At 58.8% G+C, this 23020-nt stretch carries 19 protein-coding genes; 2 read left to right on the forward strand and 17 right to left on the reverse strand.

Translation table 11 applies throughout. From position 1 onward, the window contains the following. Positions 1-64: 64 nt before the first annotated feature. The 3 genes from htpG to AC3I65_RS18835 form a co-directional block, all read right to left on the reverse strand. On the reverse strand, positions 65-1969 hold the full coding sequence (gene htpG / locus AC3I65_RS18825) for a molecular chaperone HtpG (protein ID WP_047230356.1): 1905 nt from the start codon (positions 1967-1969) through the stop codon (positions 65-67). Positions 1970-2056: 87 nt separating this feature from the next. Continuing rightward, entirely contained in the window at positions 2057-2518 is a 462-nt protein-coding gene (locus AC3I65_RS18830; protein ID WP_107322000.1) for a PaaI family thioesterase, read from the reverse strand. Beyond that, positions 2515-2991, reverse strand: a complete 477-nt coding sequence (locus AC3I65_RS18835) for a PaaI family thioesterase (RefSeq protein WP_047230331.1) — start codon at positions 2989-2991, stop codon at positions 2515-2517. The genes AC3I65_RS18830 and AC3I65_RS18835 overlap by 4 nt, the downstream gene beginning before the upstream one ends. A gap of 158 nt (positions 2992-3149) precedes the next feature. On the opposite strand from AC3I65_RS18835, the gene AC3I65_RS18840 reads away from it, so the two are divergent. Next, complete coding sequence (locus tag AC3I65_RS18840) at positions 3150-3413, forward strand: hypothetical protein (protein ID WP_047230330.1); 264 nt, start codon at positions 3150-3152, stop codon at positions 3411-3413. Positions 3414-3487: 74 nt separating this feature from the next. Here the strand turns inward: AC3I65_RS18840 and AC3I65_RS18845 are convergent, their stop codons facing one another. The 12 genes from AC3I65_RS18845 to sdhC form a co-directional block, all read right to left on the reverse strand. Then, a complete protein-coding gene (locus tag AC3I65_RS18845) occupies positions 3488-4225 on the reverse strand; it encodes a DUF599 domain-containing protein (RefSeq protein ID WP_047230329.1) in 738 nt (245 codons plus the stop codon). Between the two features lie 392 nt (positions 4226-4617). Continuing rightward, entirely contained in the window at positions 4618-5643 is a 1026-nt protein-coding gene (locus AC3I65_RS18850) for an IS110 family RNA-guided transposase (protein ID WP_488524324.1), read from the reverse strand. A 145-nt stretch (positions 5644-5788) separates the two neighbouring features. Further along, positions 5789-7102, reverse strand: a complete 1314-nt coding sequence (gene brnQ / locus AC3I65_RS18855; protein ID WP_047230485.1) for a branched-chain amino acid transport system II carrier protein — start codon at positions 7100-7102, stop codon at positions 5789-5791. 316 nt (positions 7103-7418) lie between these two features. Then, entirely contained in the window at positions 7419-8303 is an 885-nt protein-coding gene (sucD, locus tag AC3I65_RS18860; protein WP_014339581.1) for a succinate--CoA ligase subunit alpha, read from the reverse strand. After that, the gene (gene sucC / locus AC3I65_RS18865) at positions 8303-9469 is read right to left on the reverse strand and encodes an ADP-forming succinate--CoA ligase subunit beta (protein WP_003179235.1); all 1167 of its coding nucleotides are present in this window, start codon (positions 9467-9469) and stop codon (positions 8303-8305) included. Before sucC ends, sucD begins: the two co-directional genes overlap by 1 nt. A 196-nt stretch (positions 9470-9665) precedes the next feature. Next, positions 9666-11111, reverse strand: a complete 1446-nt coding sequence (gene lpdA / locus AC3I65_RS18870; RefSeq protein WP_488524068.1) for a dihydrolipoyl dehydrogenase — start codon at positions 11109-11111, stop codon at positions 9666-9668. A gap of 109 nt (positions 11112-11220) precedes the next feature. Next, positions 11221-12444: a 2-oxoglutarate dehydrogenase complex dihydrolipoyllysine-residue succinyltransferase gene (gene odhB, locus AC3I65_RS18875; protein WP_047230487.1), complete on the reverse strand. Its 1224-nt coding sequence runs from the start codon at positions 12442-12444 to the stop codon at positions 11221-11223. Positions 12445-12486: 42 nt separating this feature from the next. Continuing rightward, positions 12487-15318 (reverse strand): 2-oxoglutarate dehydrogenase E1 component, encoded by a 2832-nt coding sequence (locus tag AC3I65_RS18880; RefSeq protein WP_047230488.1) that lies wholly within the window; start codon positions 15316-15318, stop codon positions 12487-12489. 262 nt (positions 15319-15580) lie between these two features. Next, on the reverse strand, positions 15581-16285 hold the full coding sequence (locus tag AC3I65_RS18885; RefSeq protein ID WP_047230491.1) for a succinate dehydrogenase iron-sulfur subunit: 705 nt from the start codon (positions 16283-16285) through the stop codon (positions 15581-15583). 11 nt (positions 16286-16296) lie between these two features. Next, on the reverse strand, positions 16297-18069 hold the full coding sequence (gene sdhA, locus AC3I65_RS18890; RefSeq protein WP_047230489.1) for a succinate dehydrogenase flavoprotein subunit: 1773 nt from the start codon (positions 18067-18069) through the stop codon (positions 16297-16299). 3 nt (positions 18070-18072) lie between these two features. Further along, complete coding sequence (sdhD, locus tag AC3I65_RS18895) at positions 18073-18441, reverse strand: succinate dehydrogenase, hydrophobic membrane anchor protein (protein ID WP_047230490.1); 369 nt, start codon at positions 18439-18441, stop codon at positions 18073-18075. Further along, entirely contained in the window at positions 18435-18809 is a 375-nt protein-coding gene (gene sdhC, locus AC3I65_RS18900) for a succinate dehydrogenase, cytochrome b556 subunit (RefSeq protein WP_024780620.1), read from the reverse strand. Before sdhC ends, sdhD begins: the two co-directional genes overlap by 7 nt. Positions 18810-19173: 364 nt before the next feature. On the opposite strand from sdhC, the gene gltA reads away from it, so the two are divergent. Next, a complete protein-coding gene (gene gltA, locus AC3I65_RS18905) occupies positions 19174-20463 on the forward strand; it encodes a citrate synthase (protein ID WP_003204440.1) in 1290 nt (429 codons plus the stop codon). A 289-nt stretch (positions 20464-20752) separates the two neighbouring features. On the opposite strand, the gene AC3I65_RS18910 is transcribed toward gltA, so the two are convergent. Both AC3I65_RS18910 and AC3I65_RS18915 read right to left on the reverse strand, forming a co-directional pair. Beyond that, the gene (locus tag AC3I65_RS18910; protein ID WP_047229598.1) at positions 20753-22411 is read right to left on the reverse strand and encodes a cation acetate symporter; all 1659 of its coding nucleotides are present in this window, start codon (positions 22409-22411) and stop codon (positions 20753-20755) included. Continuing rightward, positions 22408-22719 carry a DUF485 domain-containing protein gene (locus tag AC3I65_RS18915; RefSeq protein WP_047229599.1) on the reverse strand — a complete coding sequence of 104 codons (312 nt, stop codon included), beginning with the start codon at positions 22717-22719 and terminating at the stop codon, positions 22408-22410. The genes AC3I65_RS18910 and AC3I65_RS18915 overlap by 4 nt, the downstream gene beginning before the upstream one ends. Between the last annotated feature and the right edge of the window lie 301 nt (positions 22720-23020).

Raw genomic sequence — 23020 nt, forward strand, 5'->3', positions numbered from 1 at the left:
CTCCTCTTGAAACGGAACACCAGAAATGAAAAAACCCGCCGAAGCGGGTTTTTCCTGCACTTGATTAAGCTGACAGTTCAACCAACAGCTTGTTCAGGCGGCGCACATAGGCCGCCGGGTCCTTCAGGCTGTCACCCGCCGCCAGAGCGGCCTGATCGAACAGGATGTGCGACAGGTCGCCGAAACGCTCTTCGCTCTGCTCGTTGTCGAGCTTATCCACCAGCGGGTGAGCCGGGTTGAATTCGAAGATCGGCTTGGAGTCCGGGACTTTCTGACCGCTGGCTTCAAGGATCTGCCGCATCTGCAGGCCCAGGTCCTGTTCACCGATGGCCAGGATCGCCGGGGAGTCCGTCAGGCGGTGAGAAACCCGCACTTCGCTGACGGCATCGCCCAGGGCAGTCTTGATCCGCTCAACCAGGCCTTCCTTGCTCTTGGCGACTTCTTCGGCGGCTTTCTTGTCTTCTTCCGAGTCCAGGTTACCCAGGTCCAGATCACCACGGGCCACGTCGACAAAGCTCTTGCCGTCGAACTCGCTGAGGTAGCTCATCAGCCATTCGTCGATGCGGTCGGTCAGCAGCAGCACTTCGATGCCTTTCTTGCGGAAGACTTCCAGGTGCGGACTGTTCTTGACCTGTGCATAAGTTTCACCGGTCAGGTAGTAGATCTTGTCCTGACCTTCCTTGGCGCGGGCCAGGTAATCCGCCAGGCCAACGATCTGTTCGCCATCATCACCCTGGGTCGAAGCAAAGCGCAGCAGGCCAGCGATTTTTTCTTTGTTCGCGAAGTCCTCGGCAGGGCCTTCCTTCATCACCTGGCCGAAGTTCTTCCAGAAGCTCTTGTACTGCTCGGGCTCGTTTTTCGCCAGTTTTTCCAGCATGTCCAGAACACGCTTGGTCAGCGCCGACTTCATGGAGTCAATGATCGGGTCTTTCTGCAGGATTTCCCGCGAAACGTTCAGGGACAGGTCATTGGAATCGACCACGCCCTTGATGAAACGCAGGTACAGCGGCAGGAACGATTCGGCCTGGTCCATCACGAATACACGCTGCACGTACAGCTTCAAGCCGCGTGGTGCTTCGCGCTGGTACAGGTCGAACGGCGCACGGGCCGGCACGTACAACAGTGAGTTGTACTCCAGCTTGCCTTCGACCTTGTTGTGGCTCCAGCTCAGCGGGTTCTCGTAATCATGTGCAACGTGCTTGTAGAACTCCTGGTATTCCTCGTCCTTCACCTCAGTGCGCGGACGGGTCCACAGGGCACTGGCGCGGTTGACGGTTTCCCATTCCACTTCGGGCTTTTCTTCGCCTTCGGCAGCGGCGACTTCCTTCGGCAGCTCGATCGGCAACGCGATATGGTCGGAGTACTTCTTGATGATGTTGCGCAGGCGCCAGCCATCGGCGAACTCGTCTTCACCGGACTTGAGGTGCAGCACAATGCGGGTACCGCGATCAGCCTTGTCGACGGTGGCGACTTCAAACTCGCCCTCGCCCTTGGACGACCAATGCACACCTTCGCTCGCAGCGAGGCCGGCACGGCGGCTGAACACTTCGACCTGATCAGCGACGATGAACGCGGAATAGAAACCGACACCGAACTGGCCGATGAGGTGGGAGTCTTTTTTCTGGTCGCCGGAGAGGTTCTTCATGAAATCGGCGGTGCCGGACTTGGCGATGGTGCCCAGGTGAGTGATCACCTCTTCGCGGCTCATGCCGATGCCGTTGTCTTCGAGGGTGACGGTCTTGGCGTCCTTGTCGAAGCTCACGCGGATTTTCAGTTCGGCGCCGCCTTCCAGCAACTCTGGCTTGGACAGGGCTTCGAAACGTAATTTGTCGACAGCGTCAGAGGCGTTCGAAATCAGCTCGCGAAGGAAAATTTCCTTATTCGAATACAGCGAGTGAATCATCAGGTGCAGCAGTTGCTTCACCTCGGTCTGGAAGCCCAGGGTTTCCTTTTGAGTTTCCACGCTCATGGTCATCAAACTCCAAGTGGATGGTGGTGTCCGCCTCGCTGAGATTGGCGGCGGGATGTCCTCAAGGTGGGGGCAACGCTGATGATTTCAAGGGCTATGCGCTTTTGAAGACTCCTGAATCTTGAAATGCGCCCGGGCGGTGGCAATGGGTTCGGCCTCGAGATCCTGCCAGGCGGTGATCGCAACATTGGCTACCCGGCGCCCCTGCCGCCAGACCTGACATCTGGCGAAAGTGTCGCGAAACTGCCCGGCGCGCAGGTAATCCAGGGAGAAATCGATGATTTTCGGCACGCCCGTCGCACGGGTGGCAATCAACAGATACACCGCGGCCGACAACTCCATGAAACCGGCGATGACGCCGCCGTGGATGGCCGGCAATAAAGGGTTACCAATGTTGTCCTTGTTGGCCGGCAGGCGAAACAGCAGCTCCTCGCCCTGACGCGAGCATTCCACGCCGATCAACCGCGCATAAGGAATCGAGGCCAGCAGCAGCGCGTAGTCGCCCCGCTCGCAGGCTTGGCGCAGTTGTTCCTGAGTGATATCGCTCATGGTTTGTCTACGGCAGCCAGCGGGCCACCCCTTTTGATTCCCTTGGCGTGCTGGCCCAGGCGCATGAAGGTGCCCACCACATGGGCGATGGGTTGTTCGGGGTCGTCCTGATAGGCAAATCCACGGCTGAAGATCACGTCCTGAGTGACCCGATAGCATTGGGCAAAGCCATAGACATCCTTGTTCGGTTCAGCGGCGTGCATGTAGTCGATGCGCAGGTCCAAAGTCGGACAGACCTCGAACTGCGGCAACACACACAACGTCGACATGCCACACGCCGTGTCCATCAACGACGTCAACGCGCCACCATGGATGATGCCCGTAAGGGGGTTGCCGACGATCTGGGGGCTGTAAGGCAGGATCACAGTCAGCCCCTCGGGACTGGCACTGTGCAACTTCAAGCCCAGCACCTGACAATGTCGCAGTGCGGACAGAAAGCGTGTCGCACGCTCAAAAACGGGGTCTTGCGCCATTGGATTTAACGCCTTTATTAATGAGCAGTCGCGGTAACAAGCATGCCCTGTAAAGTTCCGTTCCCATACAAAGTTATATATCTGTAGCAAAAGAGGAACTTAATCCAAGGGGGGGCGTTCAAAAGGCCAGTAGTTATTTCCATAAGGAGAAACACCCCATGCGTAAGACTTTAGCTATTGCCTTGATGTTGGCCGCCTCCCTCGGTCTCGCTGCCTGCGATAAAAAATCCGAGGACAAAGCTCAAGATGCCAACGAACACGCTGAGCAAGCTCAGGAAAAAATGAGCGAAGCACAGGATAAAGTGAACGACGCAGCGAAAGAAAACGCCGAAGCCGCCAAAGATCAGGCCGAATCGAACGAAGCTGCTACACAGGAACAAGCACCTGCAACAGCGCCCGCCACCGCACCGGCAACCAACTAATACGGTTTGGGCATATAAAGAAACCCGCTTAGCGCGGGTTTTCTTTTGTCTGCGATTTGGTAGTGATCGTTCTGTCAGGCCGGATCTTTGCCTACATCAGGCAATGGCGCCTCGGTGGGGGTGTAAACCATGACCTGCAGCACGTCGGAGTGAAACTCCCGGCGGTACAGCACCAACACCACGCCTGCACTCATCAACATGAACAACCAGGGGCTGACGAACCACGCCAACATGGTCATGCCGAAATAATAAGCGCGCAGGCCAAAATTGAACTGGTTGGCCGCCATGGAGATCACCCGCGCCGCCCTGAGCGCGAAGGCCTTGCGCTCCTGCGCCGTTACATGTCGCTCACCGATCATCGGCGCCGATCCCACCAGAACCGCTGCGAAGTTGTATTGGCGCATGCACCAACTGAAGGTGAAGAAGGCATACACAAACACCAGCGCCAGGCACAGCAACTTGGCCTCGGACATGCCTTGGGACGCCTGCTGCACCATCGGCAAGTCGGCCAACAACGACACCGCACGATCGGACGCCCCAAGCACCGTCAGGATGCCCGCCAGGATGATCAGCGTGCTGGAGGCGAAGAAGGACGCGTTGCGCTCCAGGTTGCCGATCACGCTGGCGTCGGCGATACGGTTTTCGCGCAGCAACATGCGGCGCATCCAGTCTTCGCGATACAAGTGCATGACGCTGGCCAGACAGGCCGTATCGCGAGCTTTCAACGACGCATAACGGGTGTAGCCGCCCCAGCAGACGACGAACCAGACAGCGGCCAGAAGATGGATCAGATTGGCTTGGATGAATGACATGTAATTCCTTATCTGACGAAGAACATGGAGCAGCTTGCGATTGACCTTGCTCAGTCCACAGGGCCGGCACAAGCCTTTCAAGACAATGCTTCGACGTTAGTCCAAGGAAAAAGACACTGCACCCGCGCCATAAAAATCTATGGTCACCCCCATTTTTGCAATACTGATTAATGGGTGAAGTGGTTGGCTTGCTTAAATCTATCCGGCGTCGATCCAGGGCATGCCCCGCGCCACGATGAGAGTCGCGCCTGACGATCCTGAAAAATGCCGCGGCTTCTGAAGCCGATTTTTATGTCAGGTTCTTCGTCAGGCCGGTGGGCCGTTCACGTCATCCGTTGTTCAGCTATCGCAAAACCTGAAGGGTGATTCGTGGTACTGCAACAACCGCAGGGTCAGGCGTTCAGCGCGTCTGACCCTGCTTCATATTGCGTATGGTGAGCCGCTAGCGCCCACGCGATCCGCGCCAGCTTGTTAGCCAGGGCGCAGGCCACCACGTTCGAGTGTCGTCGCCCAAGCAATGAGCGCACCCAGTCGGCCAGAGCCCCTTTCTGGTGTTCTAGCCTCTGCATATAGACCCGAGCACATTGAACCAGCAACTGCCTGAGGTGCTTGTCGCCGCGCTTGCTGATACCCAGCAAATTAGCCCTGCCGCCGGTGCTGTACTGCCTGGGCACCAAGCCCACGGAGGCGGCGAAGTCACGGCTGCATCGGTACTGCCTGCCGTCCCCCATCTCTACAGCCAGCAGGCTGGCGGTGATCGGCCCGACACACGGCAAGCTCAGCAAGCGGCTGCCGAGATCATCGTCGGCCAGTTGGCTTGCCAGCTCTTTATCCAGCGCCTTGATCTGTTCATCCAGATAACAGAAATGCTCATGCAAGCGCTGTAACAGCACTGTCAACCGAACGGGCAACTCATGCTCAGCCAAAATACTCGCCAACCGCTTCATGATCGCCAGGCCCTTGGGCAGGCTGATGCCGAACTCCAGTAGGAAACCATGCATTTGATTGGCGGTTTTGGTGCGATCGCGTACCAGCGACTCGCGCAGGCGATGCAGAACGGAAAGCGTCTGCTGTGCCTCGGTTTTAGGCGAAACGAAGCGCATCGATGGACGCGAAGCCGCCTCGCAAATGGCTTCGGCATCCACGAAGTCATTTTTGTTGCCTTTGACGAAGGGGCGGACGAATTGCGGGGAAATCAGTTTGGCTTCATGCCCCATGGCCATCAGCTGGCGAGCGACGAAATACGCCCCGGCACAAGCTTCCATCACCACGGTACAGGCCGGCAGATTGCCGAAGAGCGTCATCATCTGTTGACGCGAGAACTTCTTGCGAAACACCTCTCGGCCCAATTTGTCTTGGCCGTGCAGGTGGAAACTGTGTTTACCGAGATCGATCCCGATCAGCGCTGACTCGCTCATAATGATGGCCTCCGAAAACAAAACACCCTGCGAAAGCGTAGCCCTTGCAGGGTGTGGGGGTGACCATCTCATTAATGCCCCGTATCGATGGATACGGGGCATTGGTTTTTTACCGGTGGGCCCACTCGTGGCAGGCCGCGGCAACTCAGGCCAAGGCTTCGCTGCGCTTGCCCAGCAGACGATCACACACCAACGCAACCGCCAGGGTCATCACCGACGGCACGAGCCAGGCCAGGCCCTGCTCGCTCAATGGCAGGTGGGCCATTTGCGTCGGCATCCAATCCGCCAGTCCGGCGCCTTTAAGCGCATCGATCAGGCCGAACAGGAACGACACCAGCATGACCGGGCCGACAATGCGCCCCTGCTCATGCCAGAAGTCCTTGCAGAAGCTCAGGGCCACCAAGGCAATGCACGGTGGGTAAATCGCGGTCAGGACCGGGATCGAGAAAGCGATCAGCTTGGTCAGTCCGAGGTTCGACACCAGCAGCGAAAACGCCGCCAGGATGACCACCAATGTTTTGTACGACAGCGGCAAGACACGGCTGAAGTACTCGGCACAGGCGCACGTCAGGCCAACTGCAGTGACCAGGCACGCCAGGGAAATCAGCACCGCCAGGAAACCGCTGCCCAGGCTGCCGAACGTGTGTTGCACATAGGCATGCAGCACAGCCGCGCCGTTTGTCGCGCCCGCAGCCACTTCATGGCTGCCAGATCCCAGGCGGAACAGACTGACATAGACCAGCGCCAGCCCGACCCCGGCGATCAGCCCGGCGATGATGGCGTAGCGGGTGATCAAGGCAGGCGATTCAACGCCCCGGGAACGGATCGCATTGACGATGACGATGCCAAACACCAATGCGCCCAGAGTATCCATGGTCAGGTAACCGTTGATGAACCCTTGGGAGAATGGCGCGGCCACGTATTGCGGTGTCGCCACGCCGATATCGCCGGCGGGCAAGGCAAACGCGGCAATGCCCAGCACGGCCAGGGCGATGATTTTCAGCGGAGCAAGGAATCGCCCGACGGTGTCCAGCAAGCGACCGGGATAGAGCGAGATGAAGAACACCAGCAGGAAATACACCGCACTGTAGAGAAACAGCGCCAGCGGGCTTTCACCGGTCAACGGCGCCAGCCCGACTTCGAAGGAGACTGTGGCGGTGCGCGGAGTGGCGAACAGCGGCCCGACGGCCAGGTAGCACACAGCCGCCAGCAGGCCACCGGCCACCTTGCCGATAGGACTGCTCAAGGCATCCATCGCCCCACCGACCTTGGCCAGCGCAACGACGGTGATGACCGGTAGCCCGACCGCCGTGACCAGAAAGCCCAGCGCCGCCATCCAGACATGGGGCCCGGACTGCAAACCGACAATCGGCGGGAAGATGATGTTGCCAGCCCCGACGAACAGGGCAAAGGTCATGAAACCAAGCGCCAGGATGTCCTGGCCTTTCAACACTTTCATTTTAAGGAAACCACACTGCTGAATCGGAATTTAGAGAGGGACTTCCCTTGAGGGTGGAGGGAAATGCTGCCGATCCGTATAAGACCAACCCGTTTAGCGCACCGCGTCCTTGTGAGCCACAGTCGCAAAAATGGCGGCTAGCCTAACGAATTAGTGCGAATAACGCACTGTTACAGGGCGAACTATCCGATACACGACATTTCCGTGTCGCGTTTTTGCATCTAAATGGGTTGCTGATTGCAATTCCCTCATCCGAAAACGACAAAGGCCACCCGAAGGTGGCCTTTGTTGCTGGAACAAAAAAGTCAGCCGAAGCTTACTTCTTCATTTCCCAGCCAGTCAGCTCGGCCAGGGCCTTGCCGATGTCTGCCAGCGAACGCACGGTTTTCACGCCTGCGTCTTGCAGAGCGGCGAATTTCTCGTCCGCAGTGCCTTTGCCGCCAGAGATGATTGCGCCAGCATGGCCCATGCGCTTGCCCGGAGGAGCAGTCACACCCGCGATGTAGGAAACAACCGGCTTGGTCACGTTAGCCTTGATGTAGGCAGCCGCTTCTTCTTCAGCCGAACCGCCGATCTCACCGATCATGACGATCGCTTCGGTCTTCGGGTCTTCCTGGAACAGCTTCAGGATGTCGATGAAGTTGGAGCCCGGGATCGGGTCACCGCCGATGCCGACGCAAGTCGACTGACCGAAACCGGCGTCAGTGGTCTGCTTGACGGCTTCGTAAGTCAGGGTGCCGGAACGGGAAACGATACCGACCTTGCCTGGCAAGTGAATGTGACCTGGCATGATGCCGATCTTGCATTCGCCTGGAGTGATCACGCCTGGGCAGTTAGGACCGATCAGGGTGATACCCAGCTCGTCGCACTTGACCTTGGCTTCCAGCATGTCGATGGTCGGGATGCCTTCGGTGATGCAGACGATCAGCTTGATGCCGCCGAACGCTGCTTCAAGGATGGAATCCTTGCAGAAAGGAGCTGGAACGTAGATCACGCTGGCGGTGGCGCCAGTGGCAGCAACAGCGTCTTTGACGGTGTTGAAGACAGGCAGGCCCAGGTGTTCGGTGCCGCCTTTGCCCGGCGTTACGCCACCAACCATCTTGGTGCCGTATTCCAGAGCTTGCTGGGTGTGGAAACTACCTTGCGAACCGGTAATACCCTGGCAGATAACCTTGGTGTCTTTATTGATCAGGACGCTCATTATTTGCCCTCCGCAGCTTTAACGACTTGTTGAGCAGCGTCGGTCAGGCTGGTAGCAGCGATGATGTTCAAACCGCTTTCTGCCAGTACTTTAGCGCCCAGCTCAGCGTTGTTGCCTTCGAGGCGAACAACAACCGGGATTTTCACGCCGACTTCTTTCACGGCGCCGATGATGCCTTCGGCAATCATGTCGCAACGAACGATGCCGCCGAAGATGTTGACCAGTACTGCAGCGACGTTAGTGTCGGACAGGATGATCTTGAACGCTTCGGTTACGCGTTCCTTGGTAGCACCACCGCCCACGTCGAGGAAGTTGGCTGGCTTGCCGCCATGCAGGTTGACGATGTCCATGGTACCCATGGCCAGGCCAGCACCGTTGACCATGCAGCCGATGTTGCCTTCCAGGGCCACGTAGTTCAGTTCGAACTTGGCAGCGTGCGCTTCGCGCGGATCGTCTTGCGACGGATCGTGGAAAGTCTTCAGCTTAGGCTGACGGTACATGGCGTTGGCGTCGATGTTGATCTTGGCATCGAGGCAGTGCAGATCGCCGTCGGCCTTGATCACCAGCGGGTTCACTTCCAGCAGCGCCAGGTCGTGGTCCTGGAACAGCTTGGCCAGGCCTACGAAGATCTTGGCGAACTGAGTGACCTGCTTGCCTTCCAGGCCCAGCTGGAATGCCAGCTCACGACCCTGGAATGGCTGGGCGCCAACCAGTGGATCGATGGTGGCCTTGAGGATTTTCTCAGGGGTATCGTGAGCGATTTTCTCGATGTCCACGCCACCTTCGGTGGAAGCCATGAACACGATACGGCGGCTCGAACGGTCAACGACAGCGCCCAGGTACAGCTCTTTAGCGATATCAGTGCACGATTCAACCAGGATCTTGGTGACTGGCTGACCGTTGGCGTCAGTCTGGTAGGTCACCAGACGCTTGCCCAGCCACTGCTGTGCGAAGGCTTTGGCGTCTTCTTTGCTGCGAACCAGCTTGACGCCGCCCGCTTTACCGCGACCACCGGCGTGAACCTGGGCTTTGACAACCCATTCGCTGCCGCCGATTTTGTCGCAAGCTTCTGCTGCCGCTTCCGGGGTGTCTACCGCGTAGCCGGTGGATACTGGCAGGCCGTACTCAGCGAACAGCTGCTTACCCTGATACTCGTGAAGATTCATGCTTATTACCGTCTTCGTTAGGTACTGCGCATTCGGTGCTGCACCGTTATGGTGCCGCACCACCTGTGACTGCTGCTTGCGTAGCGTTCCGGTTGACCGGTGCCGCTACGCAAGGCTGCGTCCAGCGGATATTCCGCGGTGAGTCTTGCTCGCAAGGCTCACGACGGGCCATACCGCCGTGGTTTCTTATTGTCTATTAACGCTTTTTGCGGTTGGCCACGTGGATGGCACCGCCATTTACGGCCAGGGCCGCTTCGTGCAAGGCTTCGGACAGGGTCGGATGGGAGAAGACCATCATGCCCAGATCTTCAGCGCTGGTGCCGAATTCCATGCCGATCGCGCCTTGCTGTACCAGCTCGGCAGCGCTTGGGCCAATCACGTGAACGCCCAATACACGATCCGTCTTGGCATCAGCGATGACTTTCACGAAACCACCGGTATCGTTGGCTGCCATGGCACGGCCGGAGGCTGCGAACGGGAAGGTGCCGACGTTAACTTCAACACCTTCGTTTTTCAAGGCTTGCTCGGTCTTGCCAACCCATGCGATTTCCGGGTGGGTGTAGATAACCGACGGGATCAGGTCGTAGTTGATCTGGGCTTTGTGGCCCTTGATGCGCTCGACCACCATGATGCCTTCCTCGGACGCTTTGTGCGCCAGCATCATGCCGCGTACCACGTCACCGATGGCGTAGACACCCGGAACGTCGGTTGCGCATTGCTCGTCAACCGCGATGAAGCCGCGCTCATCGAGGGTCACGCCGCAATCGGCGGACAGCAGGTCAGTGGTCACTGGGCGACGGCCAACCGCAACGATCAGTTTGTCGAAGGTGATGGTCTGTTCGCCGTTGGCGTCGGTGTAGTTCACCACGACTTCTTCGCCGTTGACCTTGGAGCCGGTCACGCGAGCGCCCAGCTTGATGTCCAGGCCTTGCTTGGTCAGGGTTTTCAGCGCTTCCTTGGAAACCGCGGTGTCGGCGGCCATCAGGAAGGTGTCCAGTGCTTCGAGGACGGTTACTTGCGCGCCCAGGCGCGACCAGACCGAACCCAGCTCCAGACCGATAACACCCGCGCCGATCACGCCCAGGCGTTTTGGTACGGATTGGAACTCCAGAGCGCCGGTCGAATCGACGATCACGTTCTGGTCCACCGGAGCCGGCGGAATGTCGATCGGACGCGAGCCCGGTGCCAGGATGACGTTCTCGGCTTCGATCACTTCAACCGAGCCGTCTGGCTTGGTCACTTCGACCTTCTTGCCCATCAGCAGCTTGCCGTGGCCCTGGATCGAGGTCACGCCATTGGCCTTGAACAGGGTGGCAACGCCAGAGGTCAGGCCTTTGACGATGTTGGCCTTGCGGCCAACCATGGCAGGTACGTCAATGGTGACGCTTTCGCGGTTGACACCGCCAATGCCGTGGATGGCCAAGCCATCCTGCGCTTCATGGAACTTCCAGGAGCTGTCCAGCAGCGCCTTGGACGGAATGCAACCGACGTTCAGGCAAGTACCGCCGAGGGCCAGTTTGCCCTCCTTGTCGGTGTATTTCTCGATGCAGGCAGTGGTGAGGCCCAGTTGCGCAGCCTTGATGGCCGCTACGTAGCCGCCAGGGCCCGCACCAATCACTACCACGTCGAATTTCTGAGTCATGAGTCATTCCTTCTCGAATCAAACCGGACGGTCACTTGTGGAGACCGTCGTGGGACGAAACCGGTTATTTCAGCAAGAGGCCGGTCAACCGACCGGCCCTTGCGGCGAATCAGATATCCAGCAGCAGACGAGCCGGATCTTCAAGCAGGTTCTTGATGGTTACCAGGAAAGTCACGGCTTCTTTACCGTCGATCAGACGGTGATCGTAGGACAATGCCAGGTACATCATCGGACGAATCACGACCTGACCATTGATCGCCATCGGGCGTTGCAGGATGTTGTGCATGCCCAGGATCGCCGCTTGTGGCGGGTTGACGATCGGGGTCGACATCATCGAACCGAATGTACCACCGTTGGTGATGGTGAACGTACCGCCGGTCATCTCTTCGATGGACAGCTTGCCGTCACGGGCTTTCTTGCCGAAGGTGGCGATGCCGCCTTCGATTTCAGCCAGGCTCATCAGTTCGGCGTTACGCAGGACCGGAACCACCAGGCCACGGTCGCTGGAGACCGCAACACCGATGTCGGCGTAACCGTGGTAAACGATGTCGGAACCGTCGATCGACGCGTTGACGGCCGGGAAGCGCTTGAGTGCTTCAGTGGCAGCCTTGACGAAGAACGACATGAAGCCCAGGCGTACGCCGTTGTGGCTCTTCTCGAACAGGTCCTTGTACTTCGAACGCAGGGCCATGACTTCGGTCATGTCGACTTCGTTGAAGGTGGTCAGCATCGCCATGTTCGACTGGGCTTCAACCAGACGCTCGGCAACCTTGGCGCGCAGGCGGGTCATCGGAACGCGTTTTTCAACGCGATCACCGGCAGCGAACACCGGAGCGGCAGCGGCAGGCGCGGCAGCCTTGGCTGGCGCAGCGGCCGGAGCGGCTTTCTTGGCGGCAACCGCTGCAACCACGTCTTCCTTGGTCACACGACCACCCTTGCCGGTGCCGGCAACGGAAGCGATGTTGATGCCATTCTCTTCAGCCAGCTTGCGAGCAGCAGGAGCGGCGACTGGATCGTCTTCGCCGCCAGCGGCAGGAGCAGCAGCCTGAGCGGCGGCCGGTGCGGCAGCAGCAGCCGGAGCAGCGGCAGCAGCGCCGCCCGCTTCGATGGAGCCCAGCACTTCGGCCGACAGAACGGTGTCGCCTTCGTTCTTGACGATGGCGCCCAGGACGCCGTCAGCTTCGGCCAACACTTCCAGGACAACTTTGTCGGTTTCGATGTCGACGATCAGTTCGTCGCGCTTGACCGCGTCGCCCGGTTTTTTGTGCCAGGTGGCAATCGTGCCATCGGCAACCGATTCCGGGAAAGTGGGGGCTTTGATCTCGATAGCCATTATCTGTGGTTCCTTAAATTCGGTTTCAGGTGCGCGAAGGCATTAAACGGTAAAGGCATCTTGCAGCAGTTGTTCCTGCTGCTCGGCGTGCATCGATGCATAACCACAAGCAGGTGCAGCAGAAGCGTCACGGCCGGCGTACTCAAGTACGAGCGACTTGTCGTGAGCGCTGATGATGCGGCGCATGTGATGTTGACTGCAGTACCACGCACCCTGGTTCATCGGCTCTTCCTGGCACCAGACGATGTGCTTCAGGTTTTTGTACGGAGCCAGGATTTCGACCAGGTCGTCCTCCGGGAACGGGTACAGCTGCTCGAGACGCACGATGGCGATATCGTCACGGCCTTCGGCACGGCGTTTTTCCAGCAAGTCGTAATAGACCTTGCCGCTGCACAGAACCACGCGACCGACGTTGGCCGGATCCTGAGCGTCGATTTCCGGGATAACGGTCTGGAACGAGCCTTCGGCCAGATCTTCCAGAGTCGAGATCGCCAGCTTGTGACGCAGCAATGACTTCGGTGTCAGCACTACAAGCGGCTTGCGCAGCGGGCGAATCACCTGACGGCGCAGCAAGTGGTAGATCTGAGCCGGGGTCGTCGGTACGCACACCTGGATGTTGTGCTCGGCGCACAGTTGCAGGTAACGCTCCAGACGTGCCGAAGAGTGCTCCGGCCCCTGCCCTTCATAACCGTGTGGCAACAGCATGGTCAGACCGCAGAGACGGCCCCACTTGTGCTCGCCGCTGGTGATGAACTGGTCGACAACCACCTGGGCACCGTTGGCGAAGTCGCCGAACTGGGCTTCCCAGATCACCAGCGCATTCGGCTCGGTGGTGGAGTAGCCATATTCGAACGCCAGGACGGCTTCCTCGGACAGCAGCGAGTCGTACAGGTCGAAACGTGGCTGGCCTTTGTACAGGTGTTGCAGCGGGATGTAGGTGCTGGCGTCTTTCTGGTTGTGCAGCGCCGCGTGACGGTGCGAGAAAGTGCCGCGGCCTACGTCCTGGCCGGTGATGCGCACAGGGTGACCTTCGAACGCCAGGGTCGCGTATGCCATGGTTTCGGCATAACCCCAGTTGATCGGCAGGCCGCCGGCTTGCATCTTCTGCCGGTCTTCGTAGATTTTCGCGACCTGACGCTGGACCACGAAGCCTTCCGGAATTTCCAGCAGCTTGGCGGACAGTTCCTGCAAGGTCTTGAGATCAAAACGGGTGTCGTGACGAGCGGTCCAGGCATGACCCAGGTACGGGCGCCAGTCCACGAACAGCTCTTTGTTCGGCTCTTTGACCAGGCTTTTTACAACATGCAGGCCATTGTCCAGGGCATTGCGATATTCATCGACTTTTTCCTGGACGCGCTCAGCGTCCAGCACACCGCTCTGGGTCAGGCGCTCGGCATACAGCTCACGGGTGGTGCGCTGCTTGGCGATCTGCTGGTACATCAGAGGCTGGGTGCCGCTTGGCTCGTCGGCCTCGTTGTGGCCGCGACGACGGTAGCAGACCAGGTCGATCACCACGTCACGCTTGTACTGCATGCGGTAGTCAATGGCCAACTGGGTCACGAACAGCACGGCTTCCGGGTCATCGCCATTCACATGGAGAATCGGTGCCTGGATCATCTTCGCAACGTCGGTGCAGTACTCGGTGGAACGCGAGTCTTCCGGGTTGCTGATGGTGAAGCCGACCTGGTTGTTGATCACCAGGTGAATGGTACCGCCGGTCTTGAAGCCGCGAGTCTGCGACATCTGGAAGGTTTCCATGACCACGCCCTGACCTGCGAATGCAGCGTCACCGTGGATGGAAATCGGCAGGACTTTTTCGCCAGTCGGGTCGTTGCGACGATCCTGACGGGCACGGACCGAACCCTCGACCACCGGAGAAACGATTTCCAGGTGGGACGGGTTGAAGGCCATCGCCAGGTGAACTTCGCCACCGGTGGTCATCACGTTGGACGAGAAACCCTGGTGATACTTGACGTCACCGGAGCCCAGCTCGACCTTCTTCTTGCCTTCGAACTCGTCGAACAGCTCGCGCGGGTTCTTGCCGAAGGTGTTGACCAGCACGTTCAGACGGCCGCGGTGGGCCATGCCGATGACGACTTCCTTGGTGCCGTAGGAACCGGAGCGCTGGATCAGTTCGTCCAGCAGCGGGATCAGGCTTTCGCCACCTTCCAGGCCGAAACGCTTGGTGCCCGGGTATTTGGTGCCCAGGTACTTTTCCAGGCCTTCGGCGGCAGTGACGCGCTCGAGCAAGTGGCTCTTGACGTCAGCGGAGAAGGTCGGACGGCCACGAACGCTTTCCAGACGCTGCTGGAACCACTGGCGCTGCTCGGAATCGACGATGTGCGTAAATTCGGCACCGATGGTGCGGCAATATGTCTGCTGCAACGCTTCGTGAATTTCGCGTAGGCTCGCTTCCTCTTTGCCGATGAACAGGTCGCCGGCACGGAAGGTCGTATCAAGATCGGCATTGGTCAAGCCGTAATGAGTGATCGACAGGTCTGCAGGTGCAGGACGCTGCCACAGCCCCAGCGGGTCCAGCTGGGCTGCCTGGTGGCCGCGCATCCGGTAGGCCTGGATCAGTCGCAGCACTTCAACTTGCTTCTTCTCGTGCTCACTGCTCACGCTGCCGGCAGACACCGGTTGAGCGCGGCGCTGGTTCTTTGCCAGCAGCACGAAATGATCGCGAATTGTCGAGTGCGAAACATCAGTGGCAGAGTTACCGTCAGCCGGCAACTTCTGAAAGTAGGTGCGCCACTCTTCTGGCACAGCGTTAGGGTCGTGCAGGTAGAGCTCGTAGAGCTCTTCCACATAGGCAGCGTTACCACCGGAGAGGTGGGCACTGTTCCACATGCGCTGCATCACGCTTTCTTGCATGCTTGGTCACCCTCGATTTGGGGAACACCATCGGCGAAAACACCGAGCAAACTTGCAGAAGTCCGAATGCAGCGACCAAAACAAGCCACTTAGGATCACGCTGATAGTCCGGGTACCAGCCCGGATGCCCCTGCTTGTCTCATTTCTTCAAAATAAGAACTGCCGCTTTGTGAGCGGCGGTTCTGGTTATAGCCAGGACGCGGGTTGAAGCCCACGCCCCGACCTGTACGGGTACAGCGGTTCTACGGGTACAGCAGCTGAATCACACGCCGCTTTGCAGCAGCATGTTACGTACGTGACCGATGGCCTTAGTCGGGTTCAGGCCTTTCGGGCAGACGTTGACGCAGTTCATGATCCCGCGGCAGCGGAATACGCTGAACGGGTCATCCAGTGCAGCCAGACGCTCGGACGTCTTGGTGTCGCGGCTGTCTGCCAGGAAGCGATACGCTTGCAGCAGAGCGGCCGGGCCCAGGAATTTGTCCGGGTTCCACCAGAAGGATGGGCACGAGGTCGAGCAGCAGGCGCACAGGATGCACTCGTACAGACCGTCGAGCTTTTCACGCTCTTCCGGGGACTGCAGACGTTCGATGGCCGGAGCCGGCGAATCGTTCTGCAGGAATGGCTTCACCTTCTCGTATTGCTTGTAGAAGATGCTCATATCGACGACCAGGTCACGAATAACCGGCAAACCTGGCAGCGGACGAACGATCAGCTTGTTGCCCTTGACCACGGCGGACAGCGGCGTGATGCACGCCAGGCCGTTCTTGCCGTTAATGTTCATGCCGTCGGAGCCGCAAACGCCCTCGCGGCAGGAACGACGGTAGGAGAAACCTTCGTCCTGCTCTTTGATCAGGGCCAGCACGTCCAGCACCATCAGGTCTTTACCACCGGTATCGACCTGGAAATCCTGCATGAACGGCGCGGCGTCCTGATCAGGGTTGTAGCGATAAACACTGACTTGCAACATGGCGGCCACCCTTAGTAAGTCCGGATCTTGGGTTCAAACGTCGGAACGGTCTTCGGCGAGAAGTTCACCGCACGCTTGGCGACACGTTTTTCACCCGGGAAGAACAAGGTGTGGCACAACCAGTTTTCGTCATCACGGTCTTCAAAGTCTTCGCGGGCATGGGCACCACGGGACTCTTTGCGCACTTCTGCCGCGATGGCGGTGGCTTCGGCCACTTCCAGCAGGTTCTGCAGTTCCAGCGCTTCGATACGTGCAGTGTTAAACGCCTGCGACTTATCGTTGATCTTCACGTTGGCGATTCGTTCACGCAATTGAGCCAGCTGAGCGATACCCTTCTGCATGTACTCGCCGGTACGGAACACACCGAAGTAGTTCTGCATGCAGTTTTGCAGCTCGCGACGCAGGGTCGCCACGTCTTCGCCTTCGGTACGCTCATTCAGAGCGGACAGACGCGCCAGGGCGGCTTCGATGTTGGCGTCGGTGGCATCGTCATACTCGATACCCTCGGTCAGCGCTTTTTCCAGGTGCAGGCCGGCAGCGCGGCCGAATACCACCAGGTCGAGCAGCGAGTTGCCGCCCAGACGGTTGGCACCGTGAACCGATACGCAAGCCACTTCACCCACTGCGAACAGGCCAGGGATGATTTCGTCCACGCCTTCGGCGTTCTGGGTGATCGCCTGGCCGTGAATGTTGGTGGCAACGCCGCCCATCATATAGTGGCAGGTTGGAACTACTGGAACCGGCGCAACGACAGGGTCGACGTGAGCGAAGGTCTTCGACAGTTCGCAAATGCCTGGCAGACGGCTGTGCAGCACTTCCTCGCCCAGGTGGTCGAGCTTGAGCATCACGTGGTCGCCATTCGGACCGCAACCGTTGCCGGCGATGATTTCTTTGACCATCGAACGGGCAACTACGTCGCGACCGGCAAGGTCTTTGGCGTTCGGAGCATAACGCTCCATGAAACGCTCGCCGTGCTTGTTGATCAGGTAACCGCCTTCACCGCGGCAACCTTCGGTGACCAGTACACCGGCGCCGGCGATGCCGGTCGGGTGGAACTGCCACATTTCGATGTCTTGTACCGGCACGCCAGCACGCAGCGCCATGCCGACACCGTCACCGGTGTTGATCAGGGCGTTGGTGGTGGACGCGTAGATACGGCCGGCACCGCCAGTCGCCAACACGGTAGCCTTGGCGCGGATGTAGGTGGTTTCGCCGGTTTCGATGCAGATCGCGATCACACCGACGAAAGCGCCATCCTGGTTTTTCACCAGGTCAACGGCGTAGTACTCGTTCAGGAACGTGGTACCGGCTTTCAGGTTGCCCTGATAAAGGGTGTGCAGCAGTGCGTGACCGGTACGGTCGGACGCCGCGCAAGTACGCGCAGCCTGGCCGCCCTTGCCGTAGTCCTTGGACTGACCGCCGAACGGACGCTGGTAGATACGGCCGGTTTCGGTACGCGAGAACGGCAGGCCCATGTGGTCCAGTTCGAAAACCGCAGCCGGACCTTCCTGACACATGTATTCGATAGCGTCCTGGTCACCGATGTAGTCGGAACCCTTGACGGTATCGTACATGTGCCAGCGCCAGTCATCGTTCGGGTCAGCCGAAGCGATGGCACAGGTGATGCCGCCTTGGGCGGAAACAGTGTGCGAACGGGTCGGGAAAACCTTGGTGATCACGGCAGTCTTGTGACCGCCCTGTGCCAGTTGCAGCGCAGCGCGCATGCCGGCACCGCCGCCACCAATAATGATGGCGTCGAAAGAAATCGTAGGAATGTTAGCCATGAATCAGATACCCCAAAGAATCTGCACACCCCAGACGAAGTACGCAAACATCGCGACGCCGCATACTGCCTGGAAGAGGAAACGTACGGCAGTCGCCGACTTGCCGAACGCCATCGGCGTCAGGTAGTCGGTCGCGATGGTCCACATGCCGACCCAGGCGTGAGCGCCCAGTGCGACAAGCGACAGCAGACTGAAGATACGCATCCAGTTGTTTGCGAACAGTTCGTGCCATTGGGCATAGCCAAGGCCAGGGTTTGCTACGACATATCCGATCAGGAAAATGAAGTAAGCCGCGAGAACGACCGCAGACACACGCTGCGCCATCCAGTCATAGAGGCCCGAACGGGAAAGGTTCGTGACGTTGGTTACCATATCCAGACTCCTGCCAGAACGATTACCACCACGGAAACGGCGATAACGATTTTCGAGCCCAGCTTGCCGCCTTCCAGCGTCTCACCGATGCCCATGTCCATGATCAAGTGGCGCACACCGGCAACCAGGTGATACAGCAAGGCGGACAGGATGCCCCAAATCACTAGCTTGGCTAGCGGACTGGTCAGACACGCTTTCACCTGACCGAAGCCTTCTTCCGAGTCGAGCGACTTGTCCAATGCATAAAGCATGATGGCCAGGCTGACGAAGAGAATGACACCGGAGATACGGTGAAGAATGGACGTGTAAGCAGTGACTGGGAGTTTGATGGTCCTTAGGTCTAGGTTTACAGGTCGTTGGCTTTTCACGGCTTTTTTTCACACTGAAGAGCCCCTAACAATCAGGGCAAAGTTGTTGGGGCGCGCACTGGTCAGGTACTCACCACCCAGGGAGTGACGACCCCCAAGAAAGCAGGCCCAAAAGCCCCTGGCGGTCGGTGGCCGAGTATAGACAGTTAGGCTACTAATGACAACGCGTTCACCTTCCCCTAATAGCGCATTGCACATATGAAGCAAAAGGCGTAAACGGCAGGCAATTTCGCGGAAAAAGTCCGGTTAAAGCCTTCTGGAGCAAGACTTTAGGCAAATTGACATTCGAATTTATCTCACTATAGTGGTGCGGGCCCTGCGTGGGGGGTCTGTCTGATGATTCCAAGCATTAATAGGAGGCCACATGGCTGACAAAAAAGCGCAGTTGATCATCGAGGGCGCAGCCCCCGTCGAGCTGCCCATTTTAACCGGCACCGTTGGTCCCGATGTAATCGACGTACGGGGCCTGACGGCCACGGGCCGTTTCACCTTTGACCCGGGTTTCATGTCGACCGCTTCGTGCGAGTCGAAAATCACCTATATCGACGGCGACAACGGCATCCTGCTGCACCGCGGCTACCCGATCGAACAACTGGCTGAAAAGTCGGACTACCTGGAAACCTGCTACCTGCTGCTCAACGGCGAGCTGCCAACCGCAGAGCAAAAGGCCCAGTTCGTCAGCACCGTGAAGAACCACACCATGGTTCACGAACAGTTGAAGACCTTCTTCAACGGCTTCCGTCGCGATGCCCACCCGATGGCCGTCATGTGCGGCGTTGTCGGCGCCCTCTCGGCCTTCTACCACGACTCCCTGGACATCAATAACCCCCAGCATCGCGAAATCTCCGCGATCCGCCTGGTGGCCAAGATGCCGACCCTGGCAGCCATGGTCTACAAGTACTCCATGGGCCAGCCCATGATGTACCCGCGCAACGACCTGACTTATGCAGAAAACTTCCTGCATATGATGTTCAACACCCCGTGCGAGATCAAACCGATCAGCCCGGTGCTCGCCAAGGCCATGGACCGGATCTTCATCCTCCACGCCGACCACGAGCAGAACGCCTCCACGTCCACCGTGCGCCTGGCCGGCTCCTCGGGTGCCAACCCGTTCGCCTGTATCGCCGCCGGTATCGCCGCACTCTGGGGCCCAGCCCACGGCGGTGCCAACGAAGCGGTATTGACCATGCTCGATGAAATCGGCGATGTCTCGAACATCGACAAGTTCATCGCCAAGGCCAAGGACAAGAACGATCCGTTCAAGCTGATGGGCTTCGGTCACCGGGTCTACAAGAACCGCGACCCGCGCGCCACCGTCATGAAGCAGACCTGCGACGAAGTGCTCAAGGAACTGGGGATCAAGAACGATCCGCAACTCGAACTGGCCATGCGCCTGGAAGAGATCGCCCTGACCGACCCGTACTTCATCGAACGCTCGCTGTACCCGAACGTCGACTTCTACTCGGGGATCATCCTCAAGGCGATCGGCATTCCAACCAGCATGTTCACCGTGATATTCGCCCTGGCGCGGACCGTGGGCTGGATCTCCCACTGGAAGGAAATGCTCTCCAGCCCGTACAAGATCGGCCGCCCGCGCCAGTTGTACACCGGCTACGAGTCGCGTGACATCACCCAGCTGGAAGACCGCAAGTAAGACCTGCCTTGCGATAGGTCCCAAGCTGCACCAAAACGGCCCCCGCTTCTTATATAAGAGCGGGGGCCGTTTTGTTTGTGCCCCTCCCCATCTTCTTCGCCCGGTCCGGCGCCATCGCGAGCAGGCTCGCTCCCACATGGAAATGCACTCCCCTGTGGGAGCGAGCCTGCTCGCGATTGGCGGCCGGCCGGCCCCTTAAACCCAACACAAAAAAATACCCCGGCCTCTCGACCGGGGTATTTCTTCAAGCACAACGCTTTAACTTGAAGCTTTCACCTTGCAACTGCTGTTAGTGGTTAACCGCCCCACTCGCCCCCAGGCCAGTCTGCGAACGCACAAACTGCGGGAAGAACAGTGCACGCTCGTTCACGCCTTCAGCCGACTTGTCGGTGACGGAGAAGAACCAGATGCCGACGAAGGCAATGGCCATCGAGAACAGCGCAGGGTATTCATACGGGAAGATCGCCTTCTCGTGCCCCAGGATCTGCACCCAGATGGTCGGACCGAGCACCATCAGGCCCACCGCACTGACCAGGCCCAGCCAGCCGCCGATCATGGCGCCACGGGTGGTCAGTTTCTTCCAGTACATCGAGAGCAGCAGTACCGGGAAGTTGCAGCTCGCCGCGATGGAGAACGCCAGGCCCACCATGAACGCGATGTTCTGCTTCTCGAACAGGATGCCCAGGCCGATCGCCAGCACCGCCAGGGCGATGGTGGTGATCTTCGACACGCGGATCTCATCCTTCTCGTTGGCTTTGCCTTTCTTGACGACACTGGCATACAGGTCATGGGACACCGCCGAGGCACCGGCCAGGGTCAGACCCGCCACTACCGCCAGGATGGTGGCAAAGGCTACGGCCGAGATGAAGCCCAGGAAGATGCTGCCACCCACCGCGTCAGCCAGGTGCACCGCCGCCATGTTGTTGCCACCCAGCAAGGCACCTGCCGCGTCCTTGAAGGCCGGGTTGGTGCTGACCAGCAGGATCGCGCCGAAGCCGATGATGAAGGTCAGGATGTAGAAGTAACCGATGAAGCCAGTGGCGTACAGCACGCTCTTGCGAGCTTCCTTGGCGTCACTCACGGTGAAGAAGCGCATCAGAATGTGCGGCAGGCCAGCGGTACCGAACATCAGCGCCAGACCCAGGGAGAACGCCGAGATCGGATCCTTGACCAGGCCACCAGGGCTCATGATCGCTTCACCCTTGGCGTGAACCTTGACCGCCTCGGAGAACAGCATGTTGAAGTCGAAGTTGACGTGCTTCATGACCATCAGCGCCATGAACGAAGCGCCCGACAGCAACAGCACCGCCTTGATGATCTGTACCCAGGTAGTGGCCAGCATGCCGCCGAACAGCACGTAGAGGCACATCAGGATACCGACCAGAATCACCGCAACGTGATAATCCAGGCCGAACAGCAGCTGGATCAGCTTACCGGCACCCACCATCTGCGCGATCAGGTAGAAAGCCACCACGACCAGCGAGCCGCTGGCAGACAAGGTGCGGATCTGGGTTTGCCCCAGGCGGTAGGACGCCACGTCGGCAAAGGTGTATTTACCCAGGTTACGCAGGCGCTCGGCGATCAGGAACAGAATGATCGGCCAGCCGACTAAAAAGCCGATGGAGTAGATCAGACCGTCGTAGCCAGACGTGAACACCAGCGCGGAAATCCCCAGGAAGGACGCCGCCGACATGTAGTCACCGGCAATCGCCAGGCCGTTCTGGAAACCGGTGATCCGCCCGCCCGCAGCATAGTAGTCGGCTGCCGAGTTGTTGCGCTTGGACGCCCAGTAGGTAATGCACAAGGTCGCGCCAACGAAAGCCACGAACATGACAATGGCCGAAACGTTAAGCGGTTGTTTCTGCACGGCACCGGTCAGGGCTTCAGCCGCCCAGGCCCCCGGTGCGAAAGCTGCGATGCTCAACAGAGCCATTAGACGCCGGATCATTGCTGAGCCTCCTTGAGAATCGCATTGTTCAGATCGTCGAACTCACCGTTGGCGCGTCGCACGTAGATACCGGTCAGGATGAAGGCCGAGACGATCAGGCCGACACCTATGGGGATACCCCAGGTAATGGTGGACTCGGGCGAAATCTTGGCCCCGAGAACATGCGGCCCGTAGGCAATCAGAAGAATGAAGCCTGAATACAACCCAAGCATGATCGCCGAGAGAATCCAGGCGAACTTTTCTCTTTTTCTCACCAGCTCCTTGAAGCGCGGGCTGTTTTGAATCGAGAGGTAAATGCTGTCGTTCATTGTTTTTATCCTCGCAGCACAGATTTAATTGGAACAGCTCTACTCTATGCGGCTGAAGGCCAGGTTCCAGACGACCTTAGTATTAGAACGACATGACGTTTATCGATTGATGACGAGCACCGTTACCCCTTGTGGGAGCGAGCCTGCTCGCGATAGCGGTGGGTCTGTGGGTGCACCTGTCGAATGTACCGTCGCCATCGCGAGCAGGCTCGCTCCCACAAGGACGTGGGCGAGGCTAAAAAACGCAGGCATAAAAAAACCGCATGACGCCACGTCATGCGGTTTCGAGGATGTTAAACCG

This window comes from Pseudomonas sp. N-1-13 (assembly GCF_057787095.1).